Below are 13,046 nucleotides of genomic sequence, written 5' to 3' on the forward strand. Positions count from 1 at the left end.
TCTCAGTGCTCTTTCGCGACGTACTTCGAGCCGCCGACGCCGTAGCCGGCGCGCTTCATCACCCAGCCCACGATGAGGCCGACGACGAGGAGACCCGCCGAGGCCCACACGAGCACCGGCATGTCGAGGAAGTAGAACAGCGTGCCCAGTGCGACGGCCACGAGCATGATCACGACGGCCGTCCAGGCGGCGGGCGAGTGTCCGTGGCCGGGGTCGCCGATGTTGTTGCTCATGGATATCTCCTCGGAAAGCCTGGGAAGCACGGGATGCCGCCAGTCTAGCGGTCAGGCGGTGGGGTCCTGGCCACGCGACAGGTCGTCCCAGTCGTCGATGGCGCGCGATCCGGCGGCGTCGTGCGGGCGGGAGCCCGCGGGCGCGGACGCGCGGCCGGGCGCGTCGGTGCGGTAGCGACGGCCGGTGCGCGACCAGGCGTGCGAGGTCGCGAGGACGAAGATCCCGGCCAGCGCCAGGACGCCCCACACAGCCAGCGTGATCGCCGGCCACGCGGTGGCGTCGATCGAGGCGACGAGCTTCGCGACCGACGACTCGCCGGTGATCCCGGTGGACTCGGTGACCACCGCGGCCACCGCCGAGACGGGGTGCTCGAAGACGACGCGTGCCGTCAGCCACGCCAGCACGGCGGCGATCACGAGCGACAGGCCGCCGAAGACGTACCGCAGGACGATCCCGACGATCGACAGCGCGGCCCCGAGGGCGAGCACGGCGAGGCTCAGCGGCGCCAGCACCGGCACCGCCGAGGCGCCCGGCACCTCGAGCGCGTGGTGCGCGCCGTCCTGGAGGACGACCACGAGCCAGGTCTGCGTCGAGGAGATGACGCCCAGGGCGCCGCACACCACCGTGAGGGCCACGGCGATCAATCGCGCCCTGCGGATCACGCGACCGGCTCCGGACCGCGCACGGCGTCGAGGTCGTCCGCGTCGAAGCACGTGCGCGTGCCGGTGTGGCAGGCCGGGCCCACCTGCTCCACCTCGACCAGCACCGCGTCGCCGTCGCAGTCCAGGCGCGCGCTGCGCACGAGCTGGATGTGCCCGGAGGTGTCGCCCTTGCGCCAGTACTCCTGGCGGGAGCGCGACCAGAAGGTCACGCGGCCTTCGGTGAGCGTGCGACGGAGGGCCTCGGCATCCATCCAACCCAGCATCAGGACTTCGCGGGTGTCCCACTGCTGGATGATGGCGGCGACCAGGCCGTCGGCGGTGAAGGCGACCCGCTCGATGCGGGCGTCGATCGACTCGCTCACGCGGCCACCTCCCGCACCGCGATGCCCTCGTCGCTCATCGCCGCCTTGACGTCGCCGACGGTGAGCTGTCCCGAGTGGAAGACGGATGCCGCGAGCACCGCGTCTGCGCCCGCGGCGATCGCCGGACCGAAGTCGGCGGCGCTGCCCGCGCCGCCCGAGGCGATCACGGGGACGCTCGAGAGCTCGCGCATGAGCGCCACGAGCTCGAGGTCGAAGCCCTGCTTGGTGCCGTCGGCGTCGATGGAGTTGACCAGGAGCTCGCCCGCGCCGCGTTCGATGGCCTCGCGGGCCCACTCCAGCGCGTCCAGTGTCGTCTCGGTGCGCCCGCCGTGCGTCGTGACCACGAACCCCGACGGGATCCGGTCCGCCAGCTCCGCCGACGCGCGCTTGACGTCGAGCGAGAGCACGAGCACCTGCGCGCCGAACCGATCGGCGATCTCGTCGAGGAGGGCCGGGCGCGCGATGGCCGCCGAGTTGACGCCGATCTTGTCGGCGCCGACCGAGAGCAGCCGCGCCACATCGTCGGTGGAGCGCACTCCCCCGCCCACGGTCAGCGGGATGAAGACCTCTTCGGCGGTGCGCCGCACCACGTCGTAGGTGGTCGCTCGCTCGTCCACCGTGGCGGTGACGTCGAGGAAGGTGATCTCGTCGGCGCCCTGGCGGAAGTACTCCCGCGCGAGCTCGACAGGGTCGCCCATGTCACGCAGGTTCTGGAAGTTCACGCCCTTCACGACCCGGCCCGCGGCGACGTCGAGGCACGGGATGACCCGGCAGACCAGACTCATGACGCAGCCCCGCCTCTCACAGTCGTGCGTTGTGGATCGCGGTGACGAGGATGGCGCGGGCGCCGATCGCGTACAGCGCGTCCATCACCTGGTTGACGCCCTTGCGCGCCACCATGACCCGCACCGCCACCCACGCCGGGTCGCGCAGCGGCGAGATCGTGGGCGACTCGATCCCCGGGGCGATCTTCACGGCGTCGTCGACGAGCTCAGCGGGCAGGTCGTAGTCGACCATGACGTAGCGACGCGCGACCATGACGCCCCGCAGGCGCCGGAGGAGCGTCTCGGTGCCGTCGGCCTCGTTCGGAGCGGTGATGAGCACGGCCTCGGACTGCAGCAGCACCGGGCCGAAGATCTCGAGGCCCGCCTGCCGGAGGGTCGTGCCGGTCGAGACGACGTCGGCGACGGCATCCGCCACGCCCAGCCGTACGGCCGACTCGACCGCGCCGTCCAGCGGCACCAGGTCGACGGCCACCCCGTGCTCGTCGAGGAACGCGTCGACGAGGCCCGGGTAGGCGGTCGCGACGCGGTGGCCCTCCAGGTCGGCGACATCGGCGAAGCGCCCGGGAGGGCCCGCGAATCGGAACGTCGAGTCGCCGAATCCGAGCGACTCGATCTCGCGCGCGCCCGGCATGCGGGCGTCGAGCAGCAGGTCGCGCCCGGTGATGCCGACATCGAGCGCGCCGGACCCGACGTAGGTGGCGATGTCCTTGGGGCGGAGGTAGAAGAACTCGACCTCGTTCTGAGGATCGATGACGTGGAGGTCTTTCGGGTCGCGGCGCCCGACGTAGCCCGCCTCGTGGAGCATCTCGGAGGCGGTGTCGGCGAGCGAGCCCTTGTTCGGCACGGCGATTCGCAGCATGGCAGCGTGGCTTTCGGGGTCGAGGACGGATGCGGGCGCGAGCTCAGAGATGTCGGTAGACGTCTTCGAGGCTCAGCCCCTTCGCGAGCATCAGCACCTGCAGGTGGTAGAGCAGCTGCGAGATCTCCTCGGCTGCGGCATCCGTCGACTCGTACTCGGCCGCCATCCAGACCTCGGCGGCTTCTTCGACGATCTTCTTGCCGATCGCGTGGACGCCCGCATCCAGCTGTGCGACGGTGCCCGATCCCTCGGGGCGCTCTGCCGCTTTCGCGGCGAGCTCGGCGAACAGGGCATCGAACGTCTTCACCATGCCAGGGTATCGAACCCGCAGGATGCCGCGGCGCCGCGTGACGCGCCACTCGGTGCGCGTCAGTGCGCGAGGATGCTGAGCCCGATGACCAGCAGCCCCATTACCGTCGTGGCGATCAAGCCCGCGACGCGCCACGGCCACGAGCTGCCGTTGCGGGCGGCGTTGGCGTAGCCGATCAGCGCGAGGAGCAGGATGCCGCTCCCGAGCGCGAGGAAGTACGCGGTGTACTCCTCGACGAGGCCGAGACTGCCCAGGAGCAGGAGCGCGGCCGGGATGAGCATGGCCACGAGCATGCCCGACGCGTGGCGCGCCCCGTCCCGGATGGCCGCAGCCACCGGCTTCGGAGGTCGCGCCGCGCGGCTGGCGACCACGGCGGCGTAGATGTGCGCGATCCAGAAGATGACGACGGTGCCGAAGACGAACAGGAGCACCTCGAAATCGGTGTCGTCCTCCCACCCGACCGCGACGAGCGCGGTGACCAGGACGAGGCCGTACACCGCGTGCTCGCCGCTGTAGGCGTCGAGGATGCGGTGCAGGCGCCGGCGGTGCGCCGGCGGCGGGCCGGACGTCTCGTCGTCGGTGGTCATGCTCCTCCTCGCAGCGCGCCCGGGTGTGCGGACGCGGTGTCAGTGGGCGTGGTCGCGCGCGGACGCGCGCAGTCCCGCGATGGCGTTGGCCGGGTCGTCGGCGCCGAAGACGGCGGAGCCGGCGACGAAGGTGTCGGCGCCCGCCTCGGCCGCCTGGGCGATGGTGCTCTCGCCGATTCCGCCGTCGACCTGGAGCCAGACCGCCGATCCGCGCCGCCGGGCCTCGTCGGCGAGCCGGCGGAGCTTCGGCATGGTCTCGGGCATGAAGGACTGCCCGCCGAACCCGGGCTCGACGGTCATCACCAGGATCTGGTCGAAGTCGTCGAGGAGGTCGAACAGCCCGTCCACGGGCGTCGCCGGCTTGACCGCGACGCCCGCACGCGCACCGATCTCGCGCAGCCTCCGCGCGAGGGCGACCGGCTCGGTGGCCGCCTCGAGGTGGAACGTCACCGAGGCGGCGCCGAGCTCGGCGTACCCGGGCGCCCAGCGGTCGGGGTCGCTGATCATCAGGTGCACGTCCAGCGGCACGGGGCTCGTGGCCTGGATGCGCTCGACCATCTGCGGACCGAAGGTCAGGTTCGGCACGAAGTGGTTGTCCATCACGTCGACGTGGACGAAGTCGGCGGTCGCGATGCGCGCGAGCTCGGACTGCATGTTCACGAAGTCGGCGGCCAGGATGCTGGGGTTGATGCGGATGCCGCTGTCGAGGTGCACGGAACCATTATGTCGGCGGGTGTGGATGACGCCGGGCAGCGGTGAGCCGGTCCCCTAGGCTCGACGGGACCGCTCGAACGACCAGGAGCAGACCCCGTGAGCAGTGACGACTCCCCCTCGCCCTCCGAATCCCCGGCGCCGCCCCAGCCGCCGGTGACGCCGCCGCAGCCGGCGTCGGCGGAGCACCCACCCCCTCCTCCCGGGTACGGTCAGCAGCCGCCGGCACCGCCACAGCAGCCCGCGCCGCCGTACCCGGTTCAGCCGTACCCTGGCCAGCAGTATGCCGGGCAGTATGCCGCGCAGCCGCAGGCGGGGCAGCAGTATGCCGCTCAGCCGCAGGCGGGGCAGCAGTATGCCGGTCAGCCGCAGGCCGGGCAGCCGCAGGCTTACCCGGCAGCTCCGCCCTACGCCGGACAGCCCTACCCCGGTCAGGCGTACCCGGGCCAGGCCCACCCCGGGCAGCAGACGCTCGAGGGCATCCCCTACGCGGGTCAGCCGTACGGCGCGATCGACGGGCAGGAGCCTCCGGCGCGCAAGGGGCTGAGCGTGAGCGCCATCATCGGCATCATCGCCGGCGGGCTCGCCCTCCTCGTCGTCATCGCGATCGTGGTCGGGCTCGTGCTGATGCCTCGGGCCGGCACCCCGGGCGCCGGCGGGGGCCCCGCGCCCGCATCGGGCGATCCCGCCGCGGTGGTCACGGCCTATCTCGAGGCCCTCGCCGACTCCGACGCCGCGGCGGCGCTCGCGCTGCTCGATGACGCCCCGCAGGACGACACCCTGCTGACCGACGAGATGCTCGAGGCGTCGAACGAGCTCGCTCCTCTCGACGACATCGACGTCGAGGCCGTGGACGGAGCGAGCTACTCCGCGAACGTGCCGGCGACGTACTCGCTCGGCGACGTGACGGTCACGACCGACTTCACGGTCTACGAGGACGACGAAGGGGTGTGGAAGCTCAGCGCCGGCACGAACGAGCTCTCGCTCGGCAGCCAGTACGCGGGCCTCGCTCTCACCCTCAACGGCATCGCGGTCGAGGGCGACAACCCCACCGTCTTCCCCGGCACCTACGTGCTCGGCACGTCGACGCCCTACTTCGAGATCACGGGCGAGACCACGTTCACCGTCGAGGACGCCTTCAGCTACCCCGATCTCGAGGCGTCGGCGGGGCTGAACGAGGAGGGGCTGGGAGTCTTCCGCACCGCGATCAACGAGGCGGTCGCGGCATGCGTGGCCTCGAAGAGCCTGACGGCCGACTGCGGCCTCACACTGCCGCCGACCCTCGACGACGGCACGGTGCTCGTCGACGGGACGGTCACGCGCACACCCCGCGCAGAGACGCAGTCGGAGCTGGCCAACCTTCAGCCGGAGCAGTCGTACGGCGAGCCGCTGCAGGTGCGCAGTCAGTACATCGGCGGACTCGACACCACCGCGGAGTGCGAGCAGGGCGGATCGCGCGGCACCTGCACGCTCATCTTCGCCCCGACGCTCGGCTCGGCCCTCGTGGACTTCGCCCAGGACCCTGTGGTCGTGCGCTGGGACTGACCCGCGGATCCTGCCGGCCCGCGCTCGCGCGGGCCGGCAGGATCCCGGATCACACGCGTCGCAGGAGCGACACCGACATCGCGTCGGTGTTGTGACGGTGAGGCCACAGCTGTGCGCGACCGCTGCCGTCAGCCTGCGGTGCGAGGCCGGGGTCGGCATCCGACAGTCCCGTGATGACGTCCCGAGCCGAGAGCTCTTCGAGCGCGGCGCCCCACTCGCGGCGGACGTCGGCGACCACCCCCGATGTCTCGGCGAGGTGCGGCGAGCACGTCACGTATGCCACCACGCCGCCCGGCTTGAGGGCGCTCACGGCGGCTCCGAGCAGCTCCCGCTGCAGGCCGGTCAGCGCAGGGACGTCGCTCGGCGCCTTGCGCCACCGCGCCTCGGGGCGGCGGCGCAGTGCGCCGAGGCCGGTGCACGGCGCGTCGACGAGGATGCGGTCGTAGGTGTCGGGAGCGTTCTGGGCGCGCAGGCGACCGTCCTCCTCCGACACCGGCACGTCCAGCGGCACGCCGGCGATCGCCTGCCGCACCAGCCCGGCACGGGCGGGCGAGATCTCGTTCGCCTCGAGCGTGGCGCCGTGGGCGAGCGCCTCTGCCGCGAGCACGGCGGTCTTGCCGCCGGGGCCGGCACAGAGGTCGAGCCACCGTTCCCCCTCGGCGACCGGGAGGGCGCGGGTGAGCGCCAGCGCCGCGAGCTGGGATCCTTCGTCCTGCACCCGCACGCGTCCGTCCGAACCGCGCACCAGGGAATCCGGGTCGCCCCCGCCGAGTCGGAACCCGATCGGCGAGAACGGCGTGCGGCGGGCGTCCTCGGGCACTTCGGACAGTCCGGGGAGCGCCGCCATCGTCACGCGCGGCGACGCGTTGTCGGCGGTCAGCAGCGCCTCGAGCTCCTCGGCCCGGCCCTCGGCGGCCAGCGCGCGGCGGAAGGCTCGCACCACCCACACGGGGTGTGAGAACAGCAGGCCGAGCTGCTCATCGTCGGACCGCGCGCTCTCGGCGACATGCGTCATCCAGTCCCCGGGCGTGTCGCGCGACACGCGCCGCAGCACGGCGTTGGCGAAGCCCGCCGCTCCCCGGCTGCCGGCGGACCGCGCGAGCTCGACCGACTCGTTGACGGCGGCGTGCGACGCGACGCGGGTCGACAGCAGCTGGTGCACGCCCAGGCGGAGCGCGTCGAGGACGGCGGGGTCGATGTCGGCGGTGGGCCGGTCGGCGGCGATGGCGATGACCGCGTCGTAGGTCCCCTGCCGCCGGAGGGTGCCGTAGGTGAGCTCGGTCGCCAGGGCCGCATCGGCGGTCGAGAGACCGGCGCGCGCGATCGCCGTGGGCAGCAGCAGGTTGGCGTACGCGTCGGACTCGTGGACGGCGCGCAGCGTGTCGTAGGCGACGCGGCGCGCCGCGACGGCCCGGCTCACGACCCCGCCACCGGAGTCGTGTCGCGCAGACCGCGCCACCAGTCGGCCGCGCGCATGGCGCCCTTGCCGGCTGGCTGCACCGTGTCGAGCACGATGGGCGCGGAGCCGGTGCCGGCCATGATCAGGCGGCCGTGCAGCGCGAGGGCACCGGGTGCCAGGGGCGGCGCGTCGTCGGGCGCGGCGGCGACGGCCAGCACCTTCAGCCGGGCGCCGTCCACGGTCGTGTGCGCACCTGGCTCGGGGGTGACGCCGCGGATGCGGCCCAGCACCGCGTCCGCCGGCTCGTCCCAGCGGATGCGGCCGTCCTCGTCACCGAGCTTGGAGGCGTAGGTCGTCTCGCCCTGCTGCGGCACGGCGACCGCCGACCCTCCGGCGATCGCGTCGACCACGTCGGCGAGCAGCTCGGCTCCCTCCTCGGCCAGCGCCGCCAGGAGATCGCCGGCGGTGGCGTCGCGGGGCACGTCGATCGCGAGTTCGCCGAAGACATCGCCCGCGTCGAGCTCGGGCACGAGCTGGAACACGCTGGCGCCGGTGCGCGCGTCACCGGCGATCAGGGCGTGCTGCACCGGCGCCGCCCCGCGCCAGCGCGGCAGCAGCGAGAAGTGCAGGTTGATCCAGCCATGTCTCGGTGTCGAGAGCAGCGGTTCGCGCACCAGCCCGCCGTACGCCACGATCACCCCGAGATCCGGTTCGAGCGCCGCGATCCGGTAGGTGACGTCCGCGTCGAGCCGGTCGGCGCGGATCACCGGGAGGCCGAGATCGTCTGCGGCTGCCGCCACCGGAGACGGTGTGAGCACCCGCTTCCGCCCGAGCGGTGCATCGTTGCGCGTCACGACTGCCGCGAGGTCGTGAGCGGATGCCGCGAGCCGGCGCAGCGACGGCACGGCCGGCGCGGGAGTGCCGGCGAAGACGAGACGCATGACAATCCTGAACGTTGAGGGTCAGAGGTCGAGGTCGGGGACGTCGACCCGAACCTTCAGTGTATGGGCGGCGCCCGGCGTGCGCCCCTTCGCGGCGCGGCGGCCCTTGACCGCGTGGGCCACGACCGAGGCCCGGAGACTCTCGACGACGCGGGCGCCGAGCCCGTAGTCGAACCGCACCAGCGCCCGGACGGTCTCGTCCTGCGCGAGGGGGCCGAGCACCGCTTCCGCGTCGAGCTCGGGGACGGCCGTGCGCAGCGCGGCCAGGGCGGCGTCGACGGCGCGGCGCGGACCCTGCACGGCGGCGACCCGGACGGTCGGCGGCATGCGCAGCGGCGCCCGGTCGGCGAGCTCGGCACGCGCGTAAGCCGCCTGCGTCCAGGTGGCCAGCGCCCGCGCGACGTCGCCCGTCACGCCGACCAGGTGCACGGGTGCCCCGGGCGCGGCCAGCGCCGCCGCGTTCGACCACCACCGCAGGCACGACTCGGCGATGCGCAGGTCGTCGGCCATCAGCATCCGGTCGCCGTCGAGCAGGATGACCGCACGATAGCCGTCGAGGGCGAGCGGTTCGGCGCCGCGGGTCGCGACCACCAGCGCCGGTCGGGCGTCCACCTCCGACACCGGGTGATCGCCGTCGGCGACGATGACGCGGACGCCGGGGAACGCCCGACCGAGCTCATCGGCCGTGCGCTCGCTCCCCGACGAGGCCATCCGCAAGAAGGTCGACGAGCATTCGGAGCATGCCCAGGCGTGCGCGGTCCGGCCGCACCACGAGCAGGTGGGTGCAGCGCCCTGTCGGGCGGCGTGCAGCGGGCCGCCGCAGTGCGCGCAGCGCGCGGGGTGCCGGCATCTCGCGCACACCAGCACCGGCGCGTACCCGGGGCGCGCCACCTGCACGAGCACCGGCCCCTGGGCCAGCGCGTCGCGGGCGGCGGCGAAGGCGGACGAGGGCACGCGGGCGGCGTGCGACTCGCCCTCGCGTGTCGCGCTGAGGACCACGCGCGGGCTCACCCGGCGGGCAGCCGGCAGATCGCGGACCCAGCCGACCGCGACGAGCCGTTCCACATCGGTGGTGCGGGTGTGCCCCGCGAAGACGAGGGCGCCGCCGTCGAGCTCCTGGCGCAGCAGGGCGGCATCGCGGGCGTGCACGCCGGGGCTCAGCGGCTCGCCGAGCAGCGGATCACCGTCGTCCCACAGGGCGACGAGTCCGAGTTCGGAGACCGGCGCGTAGACCGTCGAGCGGTTGCCGATGACCACGCAGGGTGCGCTCGACAGCGTGCGCAGGAACGCCGCGTAGCGCGCGGGCCCGCTCTGCTTCGCGTCGTCGCGGACGAGGGCGTCCTCCGGGATCCGGGCGCTCAGCGCGGCCTCGAGCTGCGCGCGGTCGCGGTGATCGGGAACCGCGATGACGGCGCTCCGGCCGGCCGCGAGAGTCCGCGTGGCGGCGGCGGCGAGAAGGATCGCCCAGGCGCCGACGGCCGTGCCGTCGGCCAGGCGCGCGGGCTGAGGCGGAGCGTCGACGGCGACGCGCTCCCCCTCGTCGAGCGCGGTCGCGAGGCCGGGGTACGCGGAGAGGACCTCGTCCGCCCACGCCGCGTCGGCGGGCTCGACCTCGGGCGCAGGCGGGGAGCCTGCGGCGAGCCAGGCCTTCTCGGCGCGCACCATGCGCTTGGGGATCGCCAGCCGCAGGATGTCGCCCGCGGAGCCCGCGGCGCGGTCGGCGGCCCGCCGCGCCAGCGCGTACAGGCGCGGGGTCAGCACGGGGACGGGCGAGACGACCGTCTCGAGCTGCGAGAGCGGCCGATCCGAGGCATCCGGCTCCCCCAGCTCGACCAGCAGGCCGTCGACCACGCGGCCCGCGCTGCGCAGCGGCACGCGCACCCGCACGCCAGGGCGGGCCTCGGCCGCAAGCTCGGCGGGGATCTCGTAGTCGAACAGCCGGTCCAGCTGGGGCAGCGGCGAGTCGATCAGCACCCGCGCCACGCGACGGGGACGGGCTCGCCCGCCATCGTCCCCTCCGGAGTCGTCCTGCACCGCGGTCACGCGGCCGGCGTCAGAGGCCGGCGGCCGCGCGCAGCGCGTCGGCGCGGTCGGTGCGCTCCCACGTGAAGTCCGGCAGCTCGCGGCCGAAGTGCCCGTACGCCGCGGTCTGCGCGTAGATCGGGCGCAGCAGATCGAGCTGATCGATGATCGCCTTGGGGCGGAGGTCGAAGACGTCGAGGATCGCGCGCGTGATGACCTCGTCGGCCACCCGCCCGGTGCCGAACGTCTCGACGTACAGTCCCACCGGCTTCGCCTTGCCGATGGCGTACGCCACCTGCACTTCGAGACGCTCGGCGAGCCCGGCGGCCACGGCGTTCTTGGCGACCCAGCGCATCGCGTACGCGGCCGAGCGGTCGACCTTCGAGGGGTCCTTGCCGCTGAAGGCGCCGCCGCCGTGACGGGAGGCCCCGCCGTAGGTGTCGATGATGATCTTGCGTCCGGTCAGCCCCGCGTCGCCCTTCGGGCCACCGGTCACGAACGGGCCGGCCGGGTTGATGTAGAACTTGACGTCGGGCAGGTCGAGCCCGGTCGCCTCCAGCACCGGGTCGATGACCTCCGCGCGCACGGCGGCGCGCAGCGCCTTCTGCGAGATGTCGGGGTGGTGCTGCGTGGACAGCACCACCGACTCGACCGTCCTCGGGACGTGGCCGTCGTAGCCGAGCGTCACCTGCGTCTTGCCGTCGGGGCGGAGGAACGGCAGGGCACCCGACCGGCGCACCTCGGCGAGGCGCTCGGCCATGCGATGGGCCGTCCAGGCGGCCATCGGCATGAGCTGCGGCGTCTCGGTCGTCGCGTAGCCGAACATGATGCCCTGGTCGCCGGCGCCCTGGAGGTCGTGGGGGTCCTCGGAGCCGTCCTCGCGGCGCTCGAACGCCTTGTCGACGCCGGCGGCGATGTCGGACGACTGCGCGCCGATCGAGACGCTCACGCCGCACGAGTCGCCGTCGAAGCCGGTGTCGCTCGAGGTGTAGCCGATGCGGTTCACCACGTCGCGCACAATGGCGGGGATCTCGACGTACGCCGAGGTCGAGACCTCGCCGGCGACGTGGACGAGTCCCGTCGTGACGAGCGTCTCGACGGCGACCCGGCCGTCGGGGTCGGCGGTCAGGATCGCGTCGAGGATCGAGTCCGAGATCTGGTCGCAGATCTTGTCGGGGTGCCCCTCGGTGACGGATTCGGACGTGAACAGGCGAAGGTCGCTCATCGATGCTCCAGTTGTCAGGGCCGCGGACGCCGGGTTCGCGTCCGCGTCGAGGGGGCGGACACCAGTATGCCCCCGACGACGGACATCTCCGTCGTCGAGGGCATCGGGTCGTAACAGGTCACTCCGCGCGGCGCAGGCGCAGCTTGTCTTCGTGGATCTCGTGCATCGCGATCGTCAGCGGCTTGTCCTCGACGGTCGAGTCCACGAGCGGACCGACGTTGTCGAAGAGGTTGCCCTCGTGGAGGTCGGAGTAGTAGTCGTTGATCTGGCGCGCGCGCTTGGACGCGTAGATCACGAGCTGGTACTTCGAGTCGACCTTGTCGAGCAGGCTGTCGATGGGCGGGTCGATGATGCCCTGGTTCGTTCCGGCCATGGCGAAACCTCCTGGATCGGCTGTCGGAAAAGAGTCTGCGAGCCTCGGGGTGCCGAGGCATCCCACCATTCTACGTGACGAGCGGTCGTCAGCGCGCGAGGCGGGCGACCTCGTCCGCGGCGCGGGCGACGTCGTCGTTCACGACACGGAAGTCGAACTCGCCCTGGGACGAGAGCTCGGTCTTCGCCGTGCGCAGGCGGCGCGCCCGCTCGGCCGCGTCCTCGGTGCCGCGCCCGACCAGGCGCTGGACGAGCTCGTCCCAGCTGGGCGGCAGCAGGAAGACGAGGGTGGCCGTGGGATCGGCCTCGCGCACCTGCCGGGCCCCCTGCAGGTCGATCTCGAGCAGGACGGTGCGGCCCTCAGCCAGCGCCTTCTCGATGGGACCACGGGGCGTGCCGTAGCGGTGCGCGTTGTGGACGGTCGCGTGCTCGAGCAGCTCGCCGTCGGCGACCATGCGGTCGAACTCCGCGTCGTCGACGAAGAAGTAGTGCTCGCCGTCGACCTCGCCCGGACGCGGCGCCCGGGTCGTCGCCGAGACCGAGAGCAGGATCTCGGGGTGGTGCTCCTTGATGTGCGCGGCCACGGTGCCCTTGCCGACCGCCGTCGGCCCGGCGAGCACCACGAGGCGGCTGCGGCCGCCGCGGGGCTCGGCCTCGGGCCAGCGCGTGTCGAGGAACCGGCGGAGGTCGTCGCGCTGACGCGAGCCCAGGCCCCCCAGTCGTTTGACCGGCGAGATCTCGAGGTCGTGCAGGATGCGGTCGCGCTTGCCCTCGCCGATGGCCGGGATGGCGGTGAGGAACTCCGGCACCCGCATCGCCCCGGCGGGCGACGCCGGGTCTGCCAGGGCGCGGCGCAGCAGTTCCTGCGGCGTGATGACCCGCATCGCGACGTCCTTCTTGAGGGCGGCGCGCTCACGGCGGGCGGCGACCGCACGGCGGGACGCGGCCAGGCGGTCGACCTCGGGCGGCCGGCCTTGCGTGCGGGTCGGAGGGGGCGTCGTCCCATCGGGAACGGTGCGCGAATCGGGCATG

The 13,046-nt window shown here is 73.2% G+C and carries 15 protein-coding genes; 1 reads left to right on the top strand and 14 read right to left on the bottom strand.

The window, feature by feature from the left end; all coding sequences use genetic code 11:
• Positions 1-2: 2 nt before the first annotated feature.
• The 8 genes from R8Z57_RS06810 to rpe all read right to left on the bottom strand — a co-directional run bounded on the left by R8Z57_RS06810 (position 3) and on the right by rpe (position 4,513).
• The gene (locus R8Z57_RS06810; RefSeq protein ID WP_318353023.1) at positions 3-233 is read right to left on the bottom strand and encodes a DUF6704 family protein; all 231 of its coding nucleotides are present in this window, start codon (positions 231-233) and stop codon (positions 3-5) included.
• A gap of 51 nt (positions 234-284) precedes the next feature.
• Positions 285-896, bottom strand: a complete 612-nt coding sequence (locus R8Z57_RS06815; RefSeq protein WP_318353024.1) for a Trp biosynthesis-associated membrane protein — start codon at positions 894-896, stop codon at positions 285-287.
• On the bottom strand, positions 893-1,258 hold the full coding sequence (gene hisI / locus R8Z57_RS06820) for a phosphoribosyl-AMP cyclohydrolase (RefSeq protein WP_318353025.1): 366 nt from the start codon (positions 1,256-1,258) through the stop codon (positions 893-895). The genes R8Z57_RS06815 and hisI overlap by 4 nt, the downstream gene beginning before the upstream one ends.
• Entirely contained in the window at positions 1,255-2,043 is a 789-nt protein-coding gene (gene hisF, locus R8Z57_RS06825; RefSeq protein WP_318353026.1) for an imidazole glycerol phosphate synthase subunit HisF, read from the bottom strand. The genes hisI and hisF overlap by 4 nt, the downstream gene beginning before the upstream one ends.
• 16 nt (positions 2,044-2,059) lie before the next feature.
• On the bottom strand, positions 2,060-2,902 hold the full coding sequence (hisG, locus tag R8Z57_RS06830) for an ATP phosphoribosyltransferase (RefSeq protein ID WP_318353027.1): 843 nt from the start codon (positions 2,900-2,902) through the stop codon (positions 2,060-2,062).
• Between the two features lie 43 nt (positions 2,903-2,945).
• A complete protein-coding gene (locus tag R8Z57_RS06835) occupies positions 2,946-3,209 on the bottom strand; it encodes a phosphoribosyl-ATP diphosphatase (protein ID WP_194411800.1) in 264 nt (87 codons plus the stop codon).
• A gap of 62 nt (positions 3,210-3,271) precedes the next feature.
• On the bottom strand, positions 3,272-3,799 hold the full coding sequence (locus R8Z57_RS06840) for a hypothetical protein (protein WP_318353028.1): 528 nt from the start codon (positions 3,797-3,799) through the stop codon (positions 3,272-3,274).
• Positions 3,800-3,838: 39 nt separating this feature from the next.
• Complete coding sequence (gene rpe, locus R8Z57_RS06845; RefSeq protein ID WP_318353029.1) at positions 3,839-4,513, bottom strand: ribulose-phosphate 3-epimerase; 675 nt, start codon at positions 4,511-4,513, stop codon at positions 3,839-3,841.
• Between the two features lie 96 nt (positions 4,514-4,609).
• Between rpe and R8Z57_RS06850 the strand changes: the two genes are divergently transcribed.
• Positions 4,610-6,055 carry a hypothetical protein gene (locus tag R8Z57_RS06850; protein WP_318353030.1) on the top strand — a complete coding sequence of 482 codons (1,446 nt, stop codon included), beginning with the start codon at positions 4,610-4,612 and terminating at the stop codon, positions 6,053-6,055.
• A 49-nt stretch (positions 6,056-6,104) separates the two neighbouring features.
• On the opposite strand, the gene R8Z57_RS06855 is transcribed toward R8Z57_RS06850, so the two are convergent.
• The 6 genes from R8Z57_RS06855 to gmk all read right to left on the bottom strand — a co-directional run bounded on the left by R8Z57_RS06855 (position 6,105) and on the right by gmk (position 13,045).
• A complete protein-coding gene (locus R8Z57_RS06855) occupies positions 6,105-7,475 on the bottom strand; it encodes an RsmB/NOP family class I SAM-dependent RNA methyltransferase (RefSeq protein ID WP_318353031.1) in 1,371 nt (456 codons plus the stop codon).
• The gene (gene fmt / locus R8Z57_RS06860; RefSeq protein ID WP_318353032.1) at positions 7,472-8,395 is read right to left on the bottom strand and encodes a methionyl-tRNA formyltransferase; all 924 of its coding nucleotides are present in this window, start codon (positions 8,393-8,395) and stop codon (positions 7,472-7,474) included. The genes R8Z57_RS06855 and fmt overlap by 4 nt, the downstream gene beginning before the upstream one ends.
• Before the next feature lie 21 nt (positions 8,396-8,416).
• Positions 8,417-10,378 (bottom strand): primosomal protein N', encoded by a 1,962-nt coding sequence (locus R8Z57_RS06865; protein ID WP_318353565.1) that lies wholly within the window; start codon positions 10,376-10,378, stop codon positions 8,417-8,419.
• A 70-nt stretch (positions 10,379-10,448) separates the two neighbouring features.
• Positions 10,449-11,642, bottom strand: coding sequence for a methionine adenosyltransferase (gene metK, locus R8Z57_RS06870; protein ID WP_318353033.1), 1,194 nt, complete (start codon positions 11,640-11,642; stop codon positions 10,449-10,451).
• Between the two features lie 118 nt (positions 11,643-11,760).
• A complete protein-coding gene (gene rpoZ, locus R8Z57_RS06875; protein ID WP_318353034.1) occupies positions 11,761-12,015 on the bottom strand; it encodes a DNA-directed RNA polymerase subunit omega in 255 nt (84 codons plus the stop codon).
• Between the two features lie 88 nt (positions 12,016-12,103).
• Positions 12,104-13,045, bottom strand: a complete 942-nt coding sequence (gene gmk / locus R8Z57_RS06880; RefSeq protein WP_318353035.1) for a guanylate kinase — start codon at positions 13,043-13,045, stop codon at positions 12,104-12,106.
• Between the last annotated feature and the right edge of the window lies 1 nt (position 13,046).

It is taken from the genome of Microbacterium sp. M3, assembly GCF_033548675.1.
Classification (GTDB): Bacteria; Actinomycetota; Actinomycetes; order Actinomycetales; family Microbacteriaceae; genus Microbacterium; species Microbacterium arthrosphaerae.

What these genes read in the sequence shown, in the direction of transcription:
- fmt (WP_318353032.1), bottom strand. Translation starts at nt 8,395, where the DNA reads ATGCGTCTCGTCTTCGCCGGCACTCCCGCGCCGGCCGTGCCGTCGCTG.
- R8Z57_RS06810 (WP_318353023.1), bottom strand. Translation starts at nt 233, where the DNA reads ATGAGCAACAACATCGGCGACCCCGGCCACGGACACTCGCCCGCCGCC.
- hisF (WP_318353026.1), bottom strand. Translation starts at nt 2,043, where the DNA reads ATGAGTCTGGTCTGCCGGGTCATCCCGTGCCTCGACGTCGCCGCGGGC.
- hisG (WP_318353027.1), bottom strand. Translation starts at nt 2,902, where the DNA reads ATGCTGCGAATCGCCGTGCCGAACAAGGGCTCGCTCGCCGACACCGCC.
- R8Z57_RS06840 (WP_318353028.1), bottom strand. Translation starts at nt 3,799, where the DNA reads ATGACCACCGACGACGAGACGTCCGGCCCGCCGCCGGCGCACCGCCGG.
- metK (WP_318353033.1), bottom strand. Translation starts at nt 11,642, where the DNA reads ATGAGCGACCTTCGCCTGTTCACGTCCGAATCCGTCACCGAGGGGCAC.
- gmk (WP_318353035.1), bottom strand. Translation starts at nt 13,045, where the DNA reads ATGCCCGATTCGCGCACCGTTCCCGATGGGACGACGCCCCCTCCGACC.
- rpoZ (WP_318353034.1), bottom strand. Translation starts at nt 12,015, where the DNA reads ATGGCCGGAACGAACCAGGGCATCATCGACCCGCCCATCGACAGCCTG.